Source organism: Paracoccus sp. DMF (assembly GCF_004407025.1).
In the GTDB taxonomy this organism is placed as follows: Bacteria; Pseudomonadota; Alphaproteobacteria; order Rhodobacterales; family Rhodobacteraceae; genus Paracoccus; species Paracoccus aminovorans_B.
Genome location: NZ_SOKV02000018.1, coordinates 16,378 through 36,340 on the forward strand (window position 1 = coordinate 16,378; position 19,963 = coordinate 36,340).

The following is a 19,963-nucleotide window of genomic DNA, read 5'->3' on the forward strand; positions in this document are numbered from 1 at the left end:
GCCTCTCTGGCTGGCTAATTGGCTACTCCGATTGCTCTAGCAACCGGAGAACGTCCCGCTTCAAGTCTTCAATCGAAAACTCCCATGCTATATCGGCTTTATTTTGCATATCACTATTAGAAAAACCCATGGAGTAACCATGTATACCGGTTCCATCTATATTAATTCCTACTCCGAGGCGCGAGGAGATATCGAGAAAATGAAATAGAGTTTTTTGATCTTTTTCTTTATAGAGACGTATAGCCTCATTATATCTCGCCCTTCCTAGGAGACCCTTGGAAAAAAATCCAAAAGTTCCCTCGGGACGATCGTGGACCTCAACGCCGAGGAGATTAAGTTGGACTCGGATCCAGTCAGCAATATCCCAGCGTTTCTTAGACCGCAGCATAGAACGCAAATTCAACATATCTCGGATATGAGGATTTTCGTTAAAACCGGCGGTCGACCACGAGAACCAATCTCCCATGCTGTCGGTCAAAAGCCCCAACAAACCGGCCGAACCTTTGAGCGCAGCTCCGTTTCCGTCATCAGCCAAGCGATGCAATTCAAAAATCGCTTGAGCGGTATTGAGATCATCACCTATAGCATCCAAAACTGATGGATGGATTGTTCCTGGCCCCTTCACAGAAGAAATGCTTGCTCGCCATCTCTCCAAAGTCCCTTGCGCCTCGCGCGCCTTCTCGGCCGTCCAGTCCATCGGCTTGCGGTAATGCGTGGACAGCAGCACGAAGCGGATCACCTCGCCCGGGATGCCCTGGTCCAGCAAATCGCGCACGGTGAAGAAATTGCCCAGGCTCTTGGACATCTTCCGGCCCTCGACCTGCAGCATCTCGTTATGCAGCCAGACCCGGGCGAACTGCCCGTGCGGATGCGCGCAGCAGCTCTGCGCGATCTCGTTCTCGTGATGCGGGAATTGCAGGTCGATGCCGCCGGCATGGATGTCGAAGCTCTCGCCCAAGAGTTCGTAGGACATGGCCGAGCATTCGATATGCCAGCCCGGCCGGCCGCGGCCCCAGGGGCTGTCCCAGCCCGGCAGATCGCCGTCCGAGGGTTTCCACAGCACGAAGTCCATCGGGTCTTCCTTGAAGGGCGCGACCTCGACCCGCGCCCCCGCGATCATGTCGTCGACCGAGCGGCCCGAGAGCTTGCCGTAATCGGCATAACTCCGCACCCGGAACAGCACATGGCCGTCCTTGGCATAGGCATGGCCGCTTTCGATCAGCTGGCCGATCATGCGCTGCATCTGGTCGATGTAGTCAGTGGCGCGCGGCTCGTGATCCGGGCGCGCGGCGCCAAGCGCATCCATGTCGGCGTGATACCAGCCGATGGTCTCTGCGGTGCGCTGGCGGATCAGTTCCTCCAGCGTGCCCGGCGCGCCGGCCTCCTTGCGGGCCAGCGCGGCCGCGTTGATCTTGTCGTCCACATCGGTGAAATTGCGCACATAGGTCACCTGCTCGGCGCCATGGACATGGCGCAGCAGCCGCACCAGCACGTCGATCACCACCACCGGCCGGGCATTGCCCAGATGCGCGCGGTCATAGACCGTCGGGCCGCACAGATACAGCCGCACGTTCTGCGGGTCCAGCGGCTGGAAATCCTCTTTCCGGCGCGTCTTCGTATTCGTCAGCCTGATCTCGACCATGACTTCCCCTTTGCGGGCGTCATCCGGTCAATCTGGAACCGCCCGCCTGAAATTTCAGCCGGTAATGATGCAGCGGAGGGCGGCGGTTCTCACCTTCATGCGCCTGCCTTAACGCATTGTCTTGCCTCTGCCAAGAGAGGCTGCGACACTCGCGCCATGAGCCGCGAACTGGTGAACGAGATCTGCGCCGCCCAGCCCGGGGCCGAGTGGTCGGACCCCTGGGGCGGTGGCCATGATTGCTGGAAGATCGGCGGCAAGAGCTTTGCCGTGACCGGCGCCACCAACGGTCTGGTCTCGGTCAAGACCGACAGCGCCGAGACGGCGCGCTTCCTGATCGAGACCGGTGTGGCCGAGCGCGCGGCCTGTCTGCATGCAAGCTGGGTGGCCCTGCCGCTGGATTCGGCGCCGGACGAGCTGGCGCATCGCATTCGCCATTCCTATCGGCTGGTGCGCGGCGCGCTGCCGAAAAAGACCCAAGCCACGTTGCCGCCGCTCTAGCCGTCGACGGCCGGCCCCTGCCCCTCGCGGATCGGGACCGGCCGCAAGCCGGGGACCGCTGGCCCCCGGTTCACGAAACCGGGGTCAGGCCGGCACTTGCGAGGCGAGCTGCTGCAACAGCGCGTCCATCTGCTTGCAGAGCGCGTCCTCGGTGGTGTTCTTTTCCTTGGCGGCATCGGCAAGGGTGCGCTCGACCCCCATGGCCGATACGGTGCCTTCCTTGCCCTTGGCCTCGGCCGCATCGCCCTTGGCGGTATCGCCGGCCGGGATCATCGCCAGAAGCTTGGTCTGGGTCTCGACCGCCTTGGCGTCGATATAGCCCTTGTCCTGGCAATAACCCAGCACGCCCAGCTGGTTGCGGGCGCTTTCATAGGCGGCGCCGCTGTCCTGCGCGGCCGGGGCCGGCGCGGTGGCGGCCGGGGCTTCGGCCGTGGCCGCGGGGGCCGGGGTGGTGGGGGTCGCCGCCTCTTGCGCCAGGGCGCCGGCGGAAAGGCCGGCCACGGTCAGGGCCGACAACAGGGCCACGCGGAATGTTGCGGAACGTGCGATCATCTCGATCTCCGTCTGTTGCATTGTGCGGGGACTGTGGCATGGGCGGCGCCGGGCCGCAAACCGGCTCGGCGGAATGCCGCGGCTGGGGTCGGGCGTTTCAGCGGAAAAGCACCAGCGAGCCCGGCGACCAGCTCACATTCGCGCGCGTGCCCACGTCCTGCACCTCGCGGCCGAAGACGTTGCGCATGGCGATGCGGACCGGCCGGGCCTGGCCGTCGAACCCGGCCGAGCCGTCCAGCCGCACGTCGTAATAGGTCATGTCGCCGTAATAGACGACCTCGTCGACGACCCCCTCGGCGACCCGGGCCTGGCCCGGCGCGCCGGCCGAGACCAGCGACACCGCCTCGGGCCGGAAGCCGACCGAGGGGCCGTCGTCGCCGGGATCGGCATGGCTGACATTCGCCGCCGGGATCTCGACCCGGCCGAGGCCGGGCACCTCGACCTCGACCCCCGAGAGCGTTTCGCCCAGCACCCGCGTCGGCAGGAAGTTCATCACGCCGATGAAATTCGCCACCCGGCGGCTGGTCGGGCGGGCATAAAGCGCCTCGGGCCCGTCGAGCTGGGCGATCTGGCCCTCGAACATCACCGCGATGCGGTCGGACATGACCAGCGCCTCTTCCTGGTCATGGGTGACGAGGACGAAGGTGATGCCGACCTGGCGCTGCAACTTGATCAGCTCGACCTGCATCTGCTCGCGCATCTTGCGGTCCAAGGCCGACAAGGGTTCGTCCAGCAGCAGCACCTTGGGCTTCAGGATCAGCGCCCGGGCCAGCGCCACCCGCTGGCGCTGCCCGCCCGAGAGCGCATGGCTGGCGCGGGCGCCGTAGCCCTTCAGGCCGACCATGGCCAGCGCCTCCTCGACCGCGGCTGCCTTTTCGACCTTGGAGCGCGGATCGCGGCGCAGGCCGAAGCCGACGTTCTCGGCCACGGTCAGATGCGGGAAGATGGCATAGGACTGGAACACCATGTTCGTGGGGCGGCGGTTCGCCGGCACCCCCTCCATGTCCTGGCCGTCGATCAGCACCACGCCCGAGGAAATATCCTCGAACCCGGCGATGGTGCGCAGAAGCGTGGTCTTGCCGCAGCCCGAGGGGCCGAGCAGCGAAAAGAACTCGCCGGCGCGGATGGTCAGGTCGATGCCGCGCAGCGCGTGATAGTCGCCATAGTATTTCTGCACCTGCCGGCATTCGATCATCGGCTTGGCTCCGGCCATGGCGGCGCGATGAGCGGCGGTGGTTTTCTGGCTCTGGCTCAAAGGAAGCCCCCCGTGTCCTTGGCGCCGGTCTTCGCGATGCCGCGACGGCGGAAATATTCTGCGACGGTCAGAAGCAGGATCGACATCACCACCAGCACCGTCCCCAGCGCCATGATCATCGGGATCTGCTTCGGGAAGCGCAGCTGGCTGAAGATATAGGTCGGCAGCGTCGGCTCGTTCCCGGCCAGGAAGAAGGCGATGATGAATTCGTCCAGGCTGATGGTGAAGCTCATCAGCAGCGACGAGATGATCCCCGGCATGACCAGCGGCAGGATCACCAGCCGAAAGGCGCTCCATCGCGTCTCGCCCAGGTCATAGGCGGCCTCCTCCAGCGAACGGTCGAGCGAGTTGAAGGCCGTGGACAGGATCACCGTCGCATAGGGCATGCAGATCAGCGTATGGCCCAGCATCACCGTCAGGATGCTGAGCTTGACCCCGACGGAGAGCAGCACCACCAGAAGCGAGATCGAGACGATGATCTCGGGCAGGACCAGCGGCAGCATGATCAGCCCCATGATCGGCCCCTTGGCGGGAAACGCGAACCGGGTCGAGGCGCGGGCGGCGAAGATACCGAGGCAGGTGGCGAAGACCGAGGAGCAGACCGCGATGGTCAGCGAATTCAGCAGCGCCCGGCGCAGCGAGGCATTCTCGGCCATCTGGGCGAACCATTGCGTGGTGAATTCCTTCAGCGGAAAGGCGATGATCGTGCCCGAGTTGAAGGCAAAGACCGGCAGCAGCAGGATCGGCGCATAGAGGAACAGCAGATAGGCGATCGCATAGGCGCGCAGCCCCCCGCCCTTCATTGCCGCACCTTCAGGAAGCGGCGGTTCAGCGCCACGAAGACCAGCGACAGCAGCGCGACGATCAGCATCGCGGTGACCGCCAGCGCCGAGCCCATCGGCCGGTTGTCCTGGTCCAGCATCTGGCTCTGGATCATGTTGGCGATCATCGGGATCTTGCCGCCGCCGATCAGCGCCGGGGTGACATAGTCGCCGATGGTCGGGATGAAGACGATCAGCGCCGCCGCCACCACGCCCGGCATGGCCAGGGGCAGCGTCACCCGCCAGAAGGTCATCGCCCGGCTTTCGCCCAGGTCGCGCCCGGCCTCCAGCAGCGAGCGGTCGATCTTTTCCAGCGCGATGAAGATCGGCAGGATCGCGAACGGCGCATAGGCATGCGCCAGCGTCAGCACCATCGAGTTAACGTTGTAGAGGATGAAGGTCAGCGGCTGCTCGATGATGCCCAGCGACTTCAGCCCCGAGTTGATGACGCCGTTATAGCCCAGGATCACCTTCCACAGGAACACCCGGATCAGGTAGCTGGTCCAGAAGGGAATGGTGATCAGGAACAGCCACATGGACTTCTTGCGCGGATCGACCGCGAAGGACAGGAAATAGGCCACCGGAAAGGCCAGCACCACCGTGACCAGCGTCACCAGCGCCGCGACGCCCAGCGAGCGCAGCATGATCTTGTGAAAGATCGGGTCGGACCAGACCGCGCGGTAATTCTCCAGCGTGAATTCGCGGATGACGGTCAGGTAGCCGTCCTTGAAGAAGGAATAGGCCAGGATGGTCAGGAGCGGCGCCGCCAGCACCAGCACCGCATAGCCCAGCGGCGGGGCGATCAGGCCCAGCCCCTGCGCCGCTTGTGATCGGTTTCCTGAAGCCATGCCTTGCCCCGGTTGCTTGCCCGTTTGTTACGCAGGTTTTCACAACAAACAATTAAGGGGAAGCGATTTTCGGTCGGTTCTCCACAGCTTTCGTCAGCCTGCCTGAAACTTGACCAGCACCTCGCGGCGATGCGGGGCGCGGCGATGCTCGACCAGATAGATGCCCTGCCAGGTACCAAGCGCCATGCGCCCACCCACGACCGGGATCGACAGGCTGACTGGCAGGACCGCCGCCTTCAGATGCGCGGGCATGTCGTCGGGGCCCTCGGCGCGATGGGTCAGCCAGGCCATCGACGGGTGATCGGCCAGCGGCGCGATGCGGTCGAGCCAGCCCAGCAGGTCGCGCTGCACGTCGGGGTCGGCATTCTCCTGGATCAGCAACGAGCAGGAGGTATGGCGGACGAACACCGTCAGCACGCCCTCCCCGGCGCCGACCTGGCGCAGCCAGCCGGCGATCTCGCGCGTGATCTCGTGGCAGGCGGGGCCATGCGTGGCGAGGGTCAGGACCGTCCTCATCGCCGCCCTCTGGCGACGGCCGGGCGCAGCCTGGCCTTCTTTGTTTCAAAAATACCCAAAGCCTACTCCGCCGCCTCGTCGGGCGCTTCCAGCATGGCGCCGTCATGGTCGAGCCCCAGCCGCTTCTGGGTGCGGGCGCCGAGTTCGCGCAGCATCTCGGCCTGGCGGATGACGTTGCCGGGGCCGCGCGTCAGCCGGTCGAGCGCGGTGGCATGGCTCTTCTGCGCCCGCTCCAGCGCCGTGCCGACATCCTCGATGGCGCCGACGAAACCGTGCAGCTTGTCGTAAAGCTGGCCGGCGCGGGCGGCGATCTGCATGGCATTCGATTCGCGCCGCTCGACGGTCCAGATGTGATCGACGGTGCGCAGTGTCAGCATCAGCGTCGTCGGCGTGGTCAGCCCGACCCGGTTCTCCATGGCGAAACGCGCAAGGTCGGGATCGACCCGCAGCGCCTCGGAAAAGGCGCCCTCGACCGGGACGAACATCAGCACGTAATCGACCGCGCCCTCGTCCAGCGCCTGATAGCCCTTGGCGGCCAGGCCGGTGACATGGCCGCGCATCGCGGCGACATGCCGGCGCAGCGCCGCCTCGCGCACCAGCCCGTCCTCGGCATTCACCGCCTCTTCATAGGCGTTCAGCGACACCTTGCTGTCGATCACCAGGATCTTCTTCTGCGGCAGCTTCACGATCACGTCCGGCCGCCACAGCTTGCCGTCGCCGTCGCGGTGGCTGGTCTGGGTCAGGTAATGCGTACCGGAAAGCAGGCCCGAATCCTCGAGGATGCGCTCCAGGATCATCTCGCCCCAGGCACCGCGCTTCTGGCTGTCGCCCTTGAGCGCCCGGGTCAGCGCCACCGCCTCGCGCGAGATGTCCTCGGAACGCTTGTGCAGATATTCGATCTGTTCGCGCAGCCGGGCGCGCTCCTCGTCGGTGGCCTTGTTGCGGGCCTGCAGCTCGGTCTGGAAGCGGTGCACCTGGTCGCGGAACGGCGTCAGCAGCGCGGAAAGCTGCTCGCCATGCGTCTTTTGCATTTCGCTGCCCTGGGTCTTCAGCGTCTCATGCGCCATCAGCCGGAACTGGCCGGTCATCTCCTCGCGCAATTCGCGCAGGGTGGCGAGATCGCGCTCGGCCGCCTCGCGGTCCTTCTCGGCGGCCAGCCGGGTCTCGGCCAGCATGCGCTCCAGCCGCGAGACCGACTGGCGCTCGCCATGCAGCGCGTCGGTCAAGGCGTCGCGTTCCTCGATCAGCTCGCGCATGCGCTGGCCCAGGCCCTCGGCGCGGGTCTCCAGCCGGCTCGCGGCCAGCAGCTGATCGCGCAGCTGGGCCGCCTCGGCCTCCAGCCGCGCCAGCAGCGCCGATTCGCGCGCCGCGGACGCCTGCGCCGAACGCCGGGTTCGCCACAGCTGAACGAAGCACAGGGCCAGCGCGGCCAGCGCCACCGCCAGGGCCGCGCGCAGGTTGCCCGAATTCGCCAGCCAATCGTGCAATTTCACCGCCATGTCCTCGGGCATCCGCGCCTCGCTGTTTCGCGCCCCGGCGGGCGCCCGGCGCGACTGTTCACCTTTTCCCCCATGATTGCAAGCCGCACGGGTCTTTCATCCCGCCGCCGCCGCGCCTAGCTTCTGGCCACAAACCGTCAAAGGAGATCAGGCATGGCCAAGTCCGTCGCCGTCATCGTCGGCTCGCTGCGCAAGGAGTCGATCAATCACAGGCTGATGCTCGCGCTGCAAAACCTGGCCGGAGACCGGCTGCAGTTCCACCCGCTGCATATCGGCGACCTGCCGCATTACAACGAGGAACTCTGGGCCGAGCCGCCGGTCCCGGTGCTGCGGCTCAAGGATCGGGTCGAGCATTCCGACGCGGTGCTGGCGATCACGCCGGAATACAACCGCAGCTATCCGGGCGTGATCAAGAACGCGCTGGACTGGGGCACCCGGCCCTATGGCGAGAATTCCTGGAAGGACAAGCCGGCGGCGATCACCGGCGCCTCGCCCGGGGTCATCGGCGCCGCCGTGGGCCAGGCCCGGCTCAAGACCGACATGCTGGCCGTCGGCATGGTGATGATGCCCACGCCCGAGGCCTATATCCAGTGGAAGCCCGAGGCCTATGCCGCCGACGGCCAGGTCACCGACGCAACGACGGCGAAATTCCTCGGCGGTTTCGTCGACGCCTTCGCGGCCTGGATCGAGAAGCACGGCTGAGCCGCGACCGATCCAAAGCGAAGCGGCCGCGCTTGCCCGGCGCGGCCGCTTTTCAGTTCGCGATAAGCGCCTTACTGGTCCAGGAAGGACCGCAGCTTGCGCGACCGCGAGGGGTGCTTCAGCTTGCGCAGCGCCTTGGCCTCGATCTGGCGGATGCGTTCGCGGGTGACGCTGAATTGCTGGCCGACCTCTTCCAGCGTGTGGTCGGTGTTCATGCCGATGCCGAAACGCATGCGCAGAACCCGCTCTTCGCGCGGGGTCAGGCTGGCCAGCACCCGGGTCGTGGTTTCCTTGAGGTTTTCCTGAATGGCGCTGTCCAAGGGCAGCACGGCATTCTTGTCCTCGATGAAATCGCCCAGCTGGCTGTCTTCCTCGTCCCCGATCGGGGTTTCAAGGCTGATCGGCTCCTTGGCGATCTTCATCACCTTGCGGACCTTTTCCAGCGGCATCTGCAGCTTTTCGGCCAGTTCCTCGGGCGTCGGTTCGCGGCCGATCTCATGCAGCATCTGGCGGCCGGTCCGGACCAGCTTGTTGATCGTCTCGATCATGTGGACCGGGATGCGGATGGTGCGGGCCTGATCGGCGATGGAGCGCGTGATCGCCTGCCGGATCCACCAGGTCGCATAGGTCGAGAACTTGTAGCCGCGCCGATACTCGAACTTGTCCACGGCCTTCATCAGGCCGATATTGCCTTCCTGAATAAGATCAAGGAATTGCAGGCCCCTGTTCGTGTATTTCTTGGCGATCGAGATCACCAGACGCAGGTTCGCCTCGACCATTTCCTTCTTGGCCTGACGCGATTCCTTTTCGCCGCGCTGGACTTGCGACACGATGCGGCGGAATTCCTCGATATCGACGCCGACGTGCTGGCCGACCATGGCCATGTCGCCGCGCAGCTGTTCGACCTGCGGGCGCGAACGCTCGAACAGTGCCTGCCAGCCGCGACCCTTGTGCTCCATCATGCGCTCGACCCAGGTCGGGTCCAGCTCGCTGCCGCGATAGGCGTCGATGAATTCGCGGCGGTTGATGCGGGCGCCGTCGGCCAGCTTGACCATGCCCGAGTCGATGGTGACGATGCGGCGGTTGATGCCATAGATCTGATCGACCAGCGCCTCGATCCGCGCATTGTGCAGGTGCAGTTCATTGACCAGCCCGACGATGCGCGAGCGCAGCACCTGATAGGCCGATTCCTGCGCGGCCGAGAAGGTGCCATCCTCGTTCAGCGTGGCGGACATGCGGTTGTCCTGCATATGCGCCAGCTCTTCATAGCCCTGCGCAATGGCCTCCAGCGTCTCCAGCACCTTGGGCTTCAGCGAGGCTTCCATCGCGGCCAGCGACAGGTTCTGGCCGTCATCGTCCTCTTCCTCGTCGTCGCGGCCGATGGGATTGCCGTCGGCATCCAGCTCTTCCTCATTCGAGGGGGCGGCGTTGCTGGCGGCGGGGGCGGCGGTGTCGAGCACCTCCTCATCCTCGCCCTCCTCGTCCATCGAGCGGCCGAAGGTGGTTTCCAGATCGATCACGTCGCGCAGCAGGATGTCTTCGTCCAGAAGCTCCTGCCGCCACAGCGTGATGGCCTTGAAGGTCAGCGGGCTTTCGCAGAGCCCCGCGATCATGGTGTTGCGGCCGGCCTCGATGCGCTTGGCGATGGCGATCTCGCCCTCGCGCGACAGCAGCTCGACCGAGCCCATCTCGCGCAGATACATGCGCACCGGGTCGTCGGTGCGGTCCAGCTTTTCGGTCTCGGTGGCGGCGACCGCGATCTCGCGCGAGCCCGAGCCGGTGGCCACGACCTCGCCGCCGGTTTCGCCCTCTTCGGCGTCCTCGTCGGTTTCGACCACGCGGATGTCCATTTCGGACAGCATGGACATCACGTCCTCGATCTGGTCCGAGCTGACCTGCTCGGGGGGCAGCACCGCGTTCAGCTGGTCATAGGTGATGAAGCCGCGCTCACGCCCTTCGGCGATCATGCGCTTGACCGCAGCCTGCGACATGTCCAGCGAGTGATCGTCGTCCTTGGTGTCGGGCTTCTGGTCGTCGTCGTTGGCTGCCATGCTGGCTCCCTTGAGGCAGTGATTCGCGAATCGGCGAATCGGGATCGGCTATCGGTCGGTTCTAGCGCGAGTCGCAGGCGAATCAAAGCCTGCGGCCCGGCCCCGGACCGGGGTGATTCGAAGCGGGCGATTCGGCCCCTCCGACCCATTTCAGCGGCGCGGCTTGCGCCAGATCTCGTTCTTCAGCGCCGCATCCAGGATGGCCCGGAAGGCGTCGCTGTCCTCGCCCAGGTCCGACAGGTCGGCCAGCGAGGGATGGTCGGCCTGCTGGCGGGCGCGGGCGGATTGCGCCATGCGCCAGGTCAGACCCTCGTCGGCCAGACCCTGGATCTCGGCCTCGGCGCGGGCGATTTCCTCGCGCGCGGCGCGGCGGGCCTCGATGCGGTCGAGCGCATTGGCAAGGATGCCGGCGGCGGCATCGCCGTCATGGGGGCGCAGAATCGCCGGGGCCGCCCTCACATGGGGCTCGGCGAGGATCGATTCAAGGGCGCGCTGGCCCGCCTGGGAGGGGGTGCCCGAGAGCAGGTCGTGGATCAGCGCGGCGCGGTCGGGGTCCTGCGGCTCCAGCCGCTCCAGCCGCGATTCGACCGGGCCGATGAGGTCGGGATGGGTGGCGCAGATCGCCAGCACCATGGCCTCGATCAGCAGTTCGGCGTCATGCTCGCCGGCCTCGGGCGAGGACAGGCGCGAGGCCCGGGTCGGCGCCGCCGGCGCCACCGGCAGCGCCGGCCGCATGCCGCGCGGCTGCCAGCCGGCCTGCGCGGGCCGCGCCTGGGCGGCATCGCGGCGCCGGTTGCCGAACAGCTCCCATTTCAGGTTCTTCAGCGTGGCGAAATAATGGTCGCGCGTGTCCTTGTCGGGGATCCGCGCCACCGCCTCGCCAAGCGCCTTGTCCAGCGCGGCGCGGCGTTCGGGGCTGTCGAAGACCCGGCCCTCGGTCTCGCGCCGCCAGAGCAGGTCGACCAGCGGCCGCGCCTCGTCCAGCACCGCCGCCATGGCGCCGGCGCCGCGGGCGCGGATCAGGTCGTCGGGGTCCAGCCCCTGCGGCAGGAAAGCAAAGCGCAGCGCCTGCCCCGGCCCGGTCATCGGCAGCGCCAGGTCGATCAGCCGCATCGCCGCGCGCAGCCCCGCGCTGTCGCCGTCGAGCGCGATCACCGGCTCGGGCGAGATGCGCCACATCAGCCGCAGCTGGTCTTCGGTGATGGCGGTGCCCAAGGGCGCCACCGCGCCTTCGAAACCGGCGCGGACCAGGGCGATCACGTCCATGTAGCCCTCGGCCACCACCAGCGGCTTGCCCTTGGCCACTGCCGCGCGCGCCGGTCCGGCGTTGTAGAGGTTGCGGCCCTTGTCGAAGAGCGCGGTTTCGGGCGAGTTCAGGTATTTGGCGCGGGCGTTCGGGTCCATGGCCCGGCCGCCGAAGGCGATGCAGCGGCCGCGGCCGTCGCGAATCGGAAAGATGATCCGGCCGCGGAAACGGTCGAAGGGCGCGCCGCCGCCGTCGGGCTTGGCCGCGAGTCCCGCCTCGACGATCAGCGCCTCGGCGATACCCTTGCTGCGCAGCGCGTTGAACAGGCCCTGGCGCTGGTCGGGGGCGAAGCCGATGCCGAATTGCTCGCAGGCGGCGGGGTCGAGGCCGCGCCGGGCGAGATAGGCGCGCGCCTGTTCGGCCGCGGCCATGCCCAGTTGCATACGGAACCAGCGCACCGCCTGTTCCATGACCTCGACCAGTTCGCTGCGGCGGTCGGCGCGCTGCACCTGGCGCGGGTCGCGTTCGGGCATCTGCAGGCCGGCCTCCGAGGCGAGCAGCTCGACCGCCTCGAGAAAGCCCATGCCCTCGGCCTCGCGCAGGAAGGTCAGGGCGTCGCCTTTGGCGTGGCAGCCGAAGCAGTAATAGAAGCCCTTCTGGTCATCGACGTGGAAGGAGGCGGTCTTTTCGCCGTGGAAGGGGCAAGGCGCCCACCAGTCGCCCTTGGCCTGATTCGAGCGGCGCAGGTCCCAGGTCACCTTGCGCCCGATCACGCGCGACAAAGGCACGCGGGCGCGGATCTCGTCGAGGAACTGGGGCGGAAGGCTCATGCCGTCTTATATCCGGCTTGGCCCGGGGTTGAACAGGCTTGTGCGCGGCGCTGCGTCCGGGGGGCGCCGCCCCCCGCGCCTCTGCGGCCCCTCGATGGGGCCGCAGAGGCGTCCCCCCGGGGTATTTGGAGAGCGGAGAAGGGCTGGGCGCGGGTCAGGCGCCCACCGCGCCGCGGACCAGTTCCCAATAGACCGCCGCGACGCGGTCCTGGTCCAGGCGGCCGCCTTCGCGATACCAGTTGGTGATGCCGGTCAGCATGGCGATCAGCGCCATGGTGGCGAGACGCGAATCGGGGATGCGCATGCTGCCCTGGGCCATGCCGGCGATCAGGATCGCCTCGAGCGCATCCTCGTAGCGGCGGCGCAGCGCGGCGATCTCGGCGCGGTTGTCGGCTTCGAGGTTGCGCAGCTCCATATAGGACAGGAACACCGCCTCGGGCCGCTCCAGGCTGGTCTGGATGTGGAAGCGCAAAAAGGCCTGCAGCCGGTCGAGCGCCGGGCGTGCCGGGTCGTCCTGCCAGGCGGCCAACAGCTCCTCCATATGGCCGCGCAGAAGATCGGCCAGCAACGCCTGCTTGTCGGGCGTATAGGCGTAGAGCGCGCCGACCTGCAGGCCGACCTCGGCCGCGATCTGGCGCATCGAGACGGCGGCATAGCCGTGGCGCGCGAACAGATTGCGCGCCGCGTCGCGGACCAGCGGTCCGGTGATCTCTGCCCTGGAGCCCTGCCTGCGTGCCATGATGCCTTCTAGGCAGGGACGCCCGGCAAGGAAAGAGCGCATCTTGTCCCGGCGGCCCGGCCGGGCCTATGGTGCGGCCCGAAGCAGCAGGGGAAACGGCATGAGGCTGGCCGGCATCATCGGCATCGCGGCGCTGGCGGCGCTGGCGGGTTGCGAGGACGGGCGCGACTATCCGGCGCTGATGCCGACCGAGCAGGTGCTGGCCCAGCCCGCCCTGCCCGGCCATGCCGCGGATGCCCTGCGCGACCCCGGTGCCGCGACCGGGGCGCTGGCCGCCCGCGGCGCGGCGCTGGCCGGGCGCGGCGGCGGCGGCAGCGTCGCCGATGCCGCGGCGCTGGAGGGTCGCGCGGCCGCGCTGCGCACCCGCGCCAAGGCGCTGTCGCAGCGTTCTCTGGACGATGCCTGCCCCGAGGATCAGCCCGATTGCGCCGCCCCCGCGGCGCCAGAATAAGGAAAGCCCCATGCCGGTCATCACCTGCATCGACGACCTCAAGGCGATCTATCGCCGGCGCGTGCCGCGCATGTTCTACGACTATGCCGAGAGCGGCAGCTATACCGAGGGCACCTTCCGCGAGAATTGCTCGGATTTCCAGCGCATCAAGCTGCGCCAGCGCGTCGCCGTCGACATGACGAACCGCAGCACCCGCAGCACCATGATCGGCCAGGACGTCGCCATGCCGGTGGCGCTGGCGCCGGTCGGGCTGACCGGCATGCAATCCGCCGACGGCGAGATCAAGGCCGCCCGCGCCGCGCGCGATTTCGGCGTGCCCTTCACGCTGTCGACCATGTCGATCTGCTCGCTCGAGGACGTGGCGCAAGAGGTGCCGCATCCGTTCTGGTTCCAGCTTTACGTCATGCGCGACCAGGAGTTCCTGGAGGCGATCATCGAGCGGGCCAGGCGCGCCGGCTGCTCGGCCCTGGTGCTGACGCTGGACCTGCAGATCCTGGGCCAGCGCCACAAGGACCTGAAGAACGGCCTGTCCGCGCCGCCCAAGCTGACGCTGCCGGTCATGCTGGACCTGGCGACGAAATGGCGCTGGGGCATCGAGATGCTGCAAACGAAGCGCCGCTTCTTCGGCAATATCGTGGGTCACGCCAAGGGCGTCGGCGACACCTCCTCGCTGTCGAGCTGGACCGCCGAGCAGTTCGACCCGCAGCTCGACTGGGACAAGATCGCCCGCATCCGCGACCTCTGGGGCGGCAAGCTGATCCTCAAAGGCATCAACGATCCCGAGGATGCCCGCATGGCCGCGGGCTTTGGCGCCGATGCGATCATCGTCAGCAACCACGGCGGCCGGCAGCTGGACGGCGCGGTGAGTTCCATCCGCATGCTGCCCGAGATCGTCGCGGCGGTCGGCGACCAAGTCGAGATCCACATGGACAGCGGCATCCGCTCGGGCCAGGACGTGCTGAAGGCGCTGGCGCTGGGGGCGCATGCGACCCATATCGGCCGCGCCTTCATCTATGGGTTGGGCGCCATGGGCCAGGCGGGCGTGACCGCGGCGCTGGAGGTGATCCAGAAGGAGCTGGACATCACCATGGCGCTGTGCGGCGAACGCGATGTCAGGAACCTCGGCCGCCACAACCTGCTGTTGCCGCCGGACTTCCTGACCCCTTGGGCGTGACGCGCCCGGGCCTCAGGGCTGGGCGGTGTCGCGGCCGTGGTCGTGGTGGCGATGCGCCGGCTTGCCGAAGCCCGGGATCGGCAGGCGCTGCAACAGCAGCGCCACCAGCGTCGGCAGCCCGACCGCGAACAGCATCAGGTCCATGAGATGGGTGAATCCCAGCGCATGCGCGAGGTGCAGCGCCAGCACATGCATGAAATAGATCCCGGCCGAGATCGGGTCCAGCCGGATCGGCGGCGCCGGCAGCCGCGTGCCCAGCGTGGCGATGAACAGCGCCGGCGCCGCGATATAGGAGCTGGCCGGGATGTCCAGCATCACGTCGTCGGTCCAGCGCGCCTGCACCAGCCAGGCCTCGATCATCAAAAGCCCGAGCCCGCCGATGGTCAGCGACAGCACCAGCCAGCGCGGCGGCAGCCCCTGGGTTCCCAGCCGCGCCACCCGCCGGCCGCAGAGATAGCCGATGGTGACGAAGGGGAAGCACATGAACAGCCCGTTCGAGAACTTCTTCACCCCGATCTGCGCCACGCCCGACAGCGCCATGTATTGCAGCGTCACGCCGATCACGGCGCAGACCAGCGCCGCGCCCAGCAGGATGCGGTATTCATAGGCCGGCGCCAGCACCCGGCCCAGGGCGCGCAGGATCAGCAGCAGCGCCCCGGCGACCAGGATCCCGGCCATGAACCACAGGTGGAAATAGCCCCAGAGCAGTTCCTTGACCAATGAGACCAGGCCGTGGATCTCGTTCAACCAGAACGGGAAATAGACCGCCATCCAGAACAGGTAGAGCGCCAGCACGCGCCACAGCCACTTGACGCCCTTGCCGCGCGCCACCGCCGAATAGAGGAAATAGCCCGCGACGATGCAGAAAACCGGCACCATGACCCGCATCAGCCCGTTGCCGATCAGGAACAGCCGCGGCGTCATGTTGGTCTGCAGCCAGTAGGTATGGGCAAAGGCCACCAGCACGGCCAGACCCAGCTTGAGATAGTCGAGAGAATGAATACGATGCAATTTTGAAACGCCCCGGCACCTCTGGCGATGCATGAGGCTTCGGATGCGTTGTGGCAAGCGAATTCCCGCCTATGGCGATCATTTTTCGTGCTTCACATCGCGCCCCGTTCGGGATATAGGCGCGGCTTCGGCCATGCACCCTTGGAGGATGGCCGCGAACGCTTAGCAAAGGAATAGCAAAATGGCCAAAGAGATCCCGGATCTGGTGGCCGAGGCACGCGCGGGGACAGGCAAGGGGGCCGCCCGCCAAGCTCGCCGCGAAGGCAAGGTGCCCGGCATCGTTTATGGCGACGGGAAAGACCCGCAGCCGATCCAAATCGAGTTCAACTCGCTGCTGACCAAGCTGCGCGCCGGTCGCTTCCTGTCCACGCTGTGGAACCTGAAGATCGAGGGCCAGGACGACGTGCGCGTCGTTTGCCGCGGCGTCCAGCGCGACGTGGTCAAGGACCTGCCGACGCATATCGACTTCATGCGCCTGCACCGCAACACCCGGGTGAACCTGTTCATCCACGTGACCTTCGAAGGCCACGAAGCCTCGCCGGGCCTCAAGCGCGGCGGCACGCTGGTCGTGGTGCGCCCCGAGGTCGAGCTGGTGGTGACCGCGTCCGAGATCCCGGATCACATCACCGTGGACCTGACCGGCAAGCAGATCGGCGACACCATCCACATCAGCGACGTGACGCTGCCGGCCGGCGTCAAGCCGACCATCGACCGCGACTTCGTGATCGCCAATATCGCCGCGCCCTCGGGCCTGCGCTCGGAAGAGAACGAGGAAGCCGCCGCCGAGGCCTGATCTGGGGCTGACGGCTAGGCATCGGGCGGCATCCCCAGCGGATGCCGCCCTTTCTCATGCCGCCCGGCGATGCTATGAGGCGCGCCTGACGCGAAGGGGGTGAAGATGGAACCGATCCACATCATCGGCGCGGGGCTGGCCGGCTCCGAGGCCGCCTGGCAGATCGCCCGCGCCGGCGTGCCGGTGGTGCTGCACGAGATGCGGCCCCAGGTCGAGACCTTCGCCCATCGCACCGGAGATTGCGCCGAGATGGTCTGCTCGAACAGTTTCCGCTCGGACGACGACCAGATGAACGCGGTCGGGCAGCTGCATTGGGAAATGCGCGCGGCGGGCGGGCTGATCATGGCCATGGCCGACCGCCACCGCCTGCCCGCCGGCGGCGCGCTGGCCGTGGACCGCGACGCCTTTTCCGCCGCCGTGACCCGGGCCCTGCGGGACGAGCCGCTGGTCAGCTTCACCCCGGGCGAGATCGCCGACCTGCCGACCGACGGCCGCTGGATCGTCGCCACCGGCCCCCTGACCTCGCCCGCCCTCGGCCAGTCGATCCTGCAGGCCACCGGCGAAGGCGCGCTGGCCTTCTTCGACGCCATCGCCCCCATCGTCCATGCCGAGACCATCGACATGGCGGTCTGCTGGCGCCAGAGCCGCTATGACAAGGGCGAGACCGAGGAAGAGCGCACCGCCTATATCAACTGCCCGATGACGCGCGAGGACTACGAAGGCTTCATCGACGCGCTGCTGGCGGCGGAGAAGACCGAGTTCCACGAAGGCGAGACCGCCGGCTATTTCGACGGCTGCCTGCCGATCGAGGTCATGGCCGAGCGCGGCCGCGAGACCCTGCGCCACGGCCCGATGAAGCCGGTCGGCCTGACCAACGCCCACAATCCCGCCGAAAAGCCCTATGCGGTGGTGCAGCTGCGCCGCGACAATGCGCTCGGCACGCTCTACAATATCGTCGGCTTCCAGACCAAGATGAAATACGGCGCGCAAGTGGATGTTTTCCGGCGCATTCCCGGCCTGGAAAACGCAAGTTTTGCCCGGCTGGGCGGCATCCACCGCAACACCTTCCTGAATTCGCCGCGGCTGATCGACGACCGGCTGCGGCTGCGCGCCCGCCCGAACCTGCGCTTCGCCGGCCAGGTCACGGGCGTCGAGGGCTATGTCGAATCCGCGGCCATGGGCCTGCTGGCCGGCCGCATGGCCGCGGCCGAGGCGCTGGGACACGACCTGGTCCCGCCACCGCACACCACCTCGATGGGCGCGCTGGTCAACCACATCACCGGCGGCGCCGATGCCAGAACCTTCCAGCCGATGAACGTGAACTTCGGCCTCTACCCGCCGCTGGATGCGATGCGCGGCGGCCGCAAGGGGCGCAAGGACCGTTATCCGGCCTATACCGACCGCGCCAAGGCGGATTTCCAATCCTGGCTGGCGGCCCAACAGCCTTGGAAACAGTAACCCGCTTCGCCCCTTCGCCGACCGGGCCGCTGCATCTGGGCCATGCCTTTGCCGCCCTGACTGCCGCGCGGCTGGCCGACCCCGGGCGCTTCCTGCTGCGGATCGAGGACATCGACCAAAGCCGTTGCCGCCCGGAATACGAGGCGATGATCGCCGAGGATCTGCACTGGCTCGGCCTCGACTGGCCGCTGCCGGTGATGCGCCAATCCGAACGCCTGTCCGCCTATCAGGCCGCCTTGGACCGGCTGGCGGCGCTTGCCCTGACCTATCCCTGCCAATGCCGCCGCGCCGACATCCGCTCCGCGCTTTCTGCCCCGCAAGAAAGCGTGATCGGTCCCGATGGCCCGGTCTATCCCGGCACCTGCCGCCACCGCAGCATGGCCGAGACCGGGCCCGAGGACGCGATCCGCCTGAACGCCGCAGCCGCTTTCGCCCATCTTGGCGCGGACGAAATCGCCTTCGAGGACGAAAACATCGCCCCCGGCATGCCGCACCGCCTGACGGCCGAGGATTTCATCAGCGGCGTCGGCGACGTGGTGCTGGCCCGGCGCGGCATGGGCACCAGCTACCACCTTTCGGTGGTGGTGGACGATGCCGCGCAGGGCATCACCCTGGTGACGCGCGGCAAGGATCTGTTGGATTCCACATGGATCCACGTTCTTCTTCAGAAGCTGCTGCAGCTTCCGACGCCGCGCTATCACCACCACCGCCTGATCCGCGACGCCAGCGGCAAGCGCCTCGCCAAGCGCGACGACGCCCGCGCCCTGCGCCTCTACCGGGCCGAGGGCGCGACGCCGGAGGACATCCGCCGCATGCTAGGTCTCTAGGGGCGCCATGATCACCACCTCGGTCGCGTCCCGCACGGCGGTATAGAAGCAGGACCGCCGATTGGTGTGGCAGGCCGGCCCGGTCTGCTCGACCAGCAAGAGCAGGCAGTCGCGGTCGCAGTCTACCCGCATCTCGACCAGCCTCTGGACATGGCCCGAGCTTTCGCCCTTGGTCCAGAACGCCTGACGCGAGCGGGACCAGTATGTTACACGACCATCCTCAAGCGTTTTCGCGACGGATTCGGCATTCATCCAGGCCATCATCAGCACCTCGCCGCTGCGATGATCCTGGGCGATGGCGGGGATCAGCCCGTTCGCATCGTATTTCAGGCTGGCGGGATCGAACATCGGCTTTCCTTTCGGCTTGGCGATGCCTATCTAGACCCGACGGCAGCAAGGGAAAAGACCATGTCCGACAGCGACCTGATGCAGCTCTACTCGCGGCGCATCCTCGCGCTGGCCTCGGACATCCCGCATCTGGGCAAGCTGGCCGCGCCGACCGGCAGCGCGCACAAGCGCTCGCCGCAATGCGGATCGTCGGTCACGGCGCATGTCGCGATGCAGGACGGCCGCATCGCCGATTTCGGACAAGAGGTGCGCGCCTGTGCCCTGGGCCAGGCCTCGGCCGGCGTGCTCGGCCGCAGCGCCCTCGGCCGCTCGCGCGCCGAGATCGCCCGCGCCCGCGACGAATTGCAAGCCATGCTGAAACAGGACGGCCCCGGCCCCTCGGCCCCGTTCGAGGAACTCGAGGCGCTGCTGCCCGCGCGCGAATTCCCGAACCGCCACGCCTCGATCCTGCTCGCATGGGAGGCGCTGCTCGGCGCCATCGACGCCTCGTCCAGCTGAGGCTTTCTCCGTTTTCCAAATACCCCCGCCGGAGGCATCGTGACCGCGCAAGCCGCAGCACCGCCGGCACATGAAAAAGCCGGCCCTTCGCGGGGCCGGCCAGTTGCGCGCATGATCGTCCGGGGGAAATCGCGGCACCCAGGCGAAGGGGCCGCCATCAGCGCGGGGCAGTGAGGGATCAGGCTGCCAGGATCGAGGGCAGCG

20 protein-coding genes are annotated in these 19,963 nt (G+C 67.1%); 8 read left to right on the top strand and 12 right to left on the bottom strand.

Annotation, left to right across the window (positions count from 1 at the left end; translation table 11 throughout):
- Positions 1–22: 22 nt before the first annotated feature.
- On the bottom strand, positions 23–1,642 hold the full coding sequence (cysS, locus tag E3D03_RS11260; protein WP_263567046.1) for a cysteine--tRNA ligase: 1,620 nt from the start codon (positions 1,640–1,642) through the stop codon (positions 23–25).
- A gap of 156 nt (positions 1,643–1,798) precedes the next feature.
- Between cysS and E3D03_RS11265 the strand changes: the two genes are divergently transcribed.
- Positions 1,799–2,140, top strand: coding sequence for an MmcQ/YjbR family DNA-binding protein (locus E3D03_RS11265; protein ID WP_263567047.1), 342 nt, complete (start codon positions 1,799–1,801; stop codon positions 2,138–2,140).
- Positions 2,141–2,224: 84 nt separating this feature from the next.
- Here the strand turns inward: E3D03_RS11265 and E3D03_RS11270 are convergent, their stop codons facing one another.
- From E3D03_RS11270 to rmuC, 6 genes are all read right to left on the bottom strand, one after another.
- Positions 2,225–2,692 (bottom strand): pore-forming ESAT-6 family protein, encoded by a 468-nt coding sequence (locus E3D03_RS11270; protein WP_062562202.1) that lies wholly within the window; start codon positions 2,690–2,692, stop codon positions 2,225–2,227.
- 97 nt (positions 2,693–2,789) lie between these two features.
- Positions 2,790–3,887, bottom strand: a complete 1,098-nt coding sequence (locus tag E3D03_RS11275; protein WP_263567083.1) for an ABC transporter ATP-binding protein — start codon at positions 3,885–3,887, stop codon at positions 2,790–2,792.
- Between the two features lie 56 nt (positions 3,888–3,943).
- A complete protein-coding gene (locus E3D03_RS11280; protein ID WP_263567048.1) occupies positions 3,944–4,750 on the bottom strand; it encodes an ABC transporter permease in 807 nt (268 codons plus the stop codon).
- Positions 4,747–5,616, bottom strand: coding sequence for an ABC transporter permease (locus E3D03_RS11285; protein WP_062560674.1), 870 nt, complete (start codon positions 5,614–5,616; stop codon positions 4,747–4,749). Before E3D03_RS11285 ends, E3D03_RS11280 begins: the two co-directional genes overlap by 4 nt.
- Positions 5,617–5,709: 93 nt before the next feature.
- Positions 5,710–6,132, bottom strand: coding sequence for a secondary thiamine-phosphate synthase enzyme YjbQ (locus E3D03_RS11290; RefSeq protein ID WP_263567049.1), 423 nt, complete (start codon positions 6,130–6,132; stop codon positions 5,710–5,712).
- A gap of 62 nt (positions 6,133–6,194) precedes the next feature.
- Complete coding sequence (gene rmuC / locus E3D03_RS11295) at positions 6,195–7,643, bottom strand: DNA recombination protein RmuC (RefSeq protein ID WP_062560676.1); 1,449 nt, start codon at positions 7,641–7,643, stop codon at positions 6,195–6,197.
- 141 nt (positions 7,644–7,784) lie between these two features.
- Between rmuC and E3D03_RS11300 the strand changes: the two genes are divergently transcribed.
- Positions 7,785–8,333, top strand: coding sequence for an NADPH-dependent FMN reductase (locus E3D03_RS11300; protein ID WP_263567050.1), 549 nt, complete (start codon positions 7,785–7,787; stop codon positions 8,331–8,333).
- Between the two features lie 71 nt (positions 8,334–8,404).
- On the opposite strand, the gene rpoD is transcribed toward E3D03_RS11300, so the two are convergent.
- The 3 genes from rpoD to E3D03_RS11315 form a co-directional block, all read right to left on the bottom strand.
- A complete protein-coding gene (gene rpoD, locus E3D03_RS11305; protein WP_263567051.1) occupies positions 8,405–10,384 on the bottom strand; it encodes an RNA polymerase sigma factor RpoD in 1,980 nt (659 codons plus the stop codon).
- 150 nt (positions 10,385–10,534) lie between these two features.
- On the bottom strand, positions 10,535–12,460 hold the full coding sequence (gene dnaG, locus E3D03_RS11310) for a DNA primase (protein ID WP_263567052.1): 1,926 nt from the start codon (positions 12,458–12,460) through the stop codon (positions 10,535–10,537).
- Positions 12,461–12,614: 154 nt separating this feature from the next.
- The gene (locus tag E3D03_RS11315; protein ID WP_263567053.1) at positions 12,615–13,199 is read right to left on the bottom strand and encodes a TetR/AcrR family transcriptional regulator; all 585 of its coding nucleotides are present in this window, start codon (positions 13,197–13,199) and stop codon (positions 12,615–12,617) included.
- A 100-nt stretch (positions 13,200–13,299) separates the two neighbouring features.
- Here E3D03_RS11315 and E3D03_RS11320 point away from each other — a divergent pair, with 100 nt between their 5' ends.
- Together E3D03_RS11320 and E3D03_RS11325 are read left to right on the top strand one after the other, a co-directional pair.
- The gene (locus E3D03_RS11320) at positions 13,300–13,650 is read left to right on the top strand and encodes a hypothetical protein (protein WP_263567054.1); all 351 of its coding nucleotides are present in this window, start codon (positions 13,300–13,302) and stop codon (positions 13,648–13,650) included.
- Positions 13,651–13,660: 10 nt separating this feature from the next.
- Complete coding sequence (locus tag E3D03_RS11325; RefSeq protein ID WP_062560682.1) at positions 13,661–14,824, top strand: alpha-hydroxy acid oxidase; 1,164 nt, start codon at positions 13,661–13,663, stop codon at positions 14,822–14,824.
- Between the two features lie 12 nt (positions 14,825–14,836).
- Here the strand turns inward: E3D03_RS11325 and E3D03_RS11330 are convergent, their stop codons facing one another.
- Positions 14,837–15,835, bottom strand: a complete 999-nt coding sequence (locus E3D03_RS11330) for an acyltransferase (RefSeq protein ID WP_263567055.1) — start codon at positions 15,833–15,835, stop codon at positions 14,837–14,839.
- 181 nt (positions 15,836–16,016) lie between these two features.
- Here E3D03_RS11330 and E3D03_RS11335 point away from each other — a divergent pair, with 181 nt between their 5' ends.
- The 3 genes from E3D03_RS11335 (at position 16,017) to gluQRS (ending at position 18,913) form a co-directional block, all read left to right on the top strand.
- Positions 16,017–16,628, top strand: coding sequence for a 50S ribosomal protein L25/general stress protein Ctc (locus E3D03_RS11335; RefSeq protein ID WP_263567056.1), 612 nt, complete (start codon positions 16,017–16,019; stop codon positions 16,626–16,628).
- Positions 16,629–16,733: 105 nt separating this feature from the next.
- A complete protein-coding gene (trmFO, locus tag E3D03_RS11340) occupies positions 16,734–18,086 on the top strand; it encodes a methylenetetrahydrofolate--tRNA-(uracil(54)-C(5))-methyltransferase (FADH(2)-oxidizing) TrmFO (protein WP_263567057.1) in 1,353 nt (450 codons plus the stop codon).
- Positions 18,074–18,913 (top strand): tRNA glutamyl-Q(34) synthetase GluQRS, encoded by an 840-nt coding sequence (gene gluQRS / locus E3D03_RS11345; RefSeq protein ID WP_263567058.1) that lies wholly within the window; start codon positions 18,074–18,076, stop codon positions 18,911–18,913. The genes trmFO and gluQRS overlap by 13 nt, the downstream gene beginning before the upstream one ends.
- Here gluQRS and hisI read toward each other — a convergent pair.
- Entirely contained in the window at positions 18,902–19,261 is a 360-nt protein-coding gene (gene hisI / locus E3D03_RS11350) for a phosphoribosyl-AMP cyclohydrolase (RefSeq protein WP_263567059.1), read from the bottom strand. The genes gluQRS and hisI overlap by 12 nt on opposite strands.
- Positions 19,262–19,321: 60 nt before the next feature.
- Between hisI and E3D03_RS11355 the strand changes: the two genes are divergently transcribed.
- Positions 19,322–19,759 carry an iron-sulfur cluster assembly scaffold protein gene (locus tag E3D03_RS11355; RefSeq protein WP_263567060.1) on the top strand — a complete coding sequence of 146 codons (438 nt, stop codon included), beginning with the start codon at positions 19,322–19,324 and terminating at the stop codon, positions 19,757–19,759.
- Positions 19,760–19,963 lie beyond the last annotated feature (204 nt).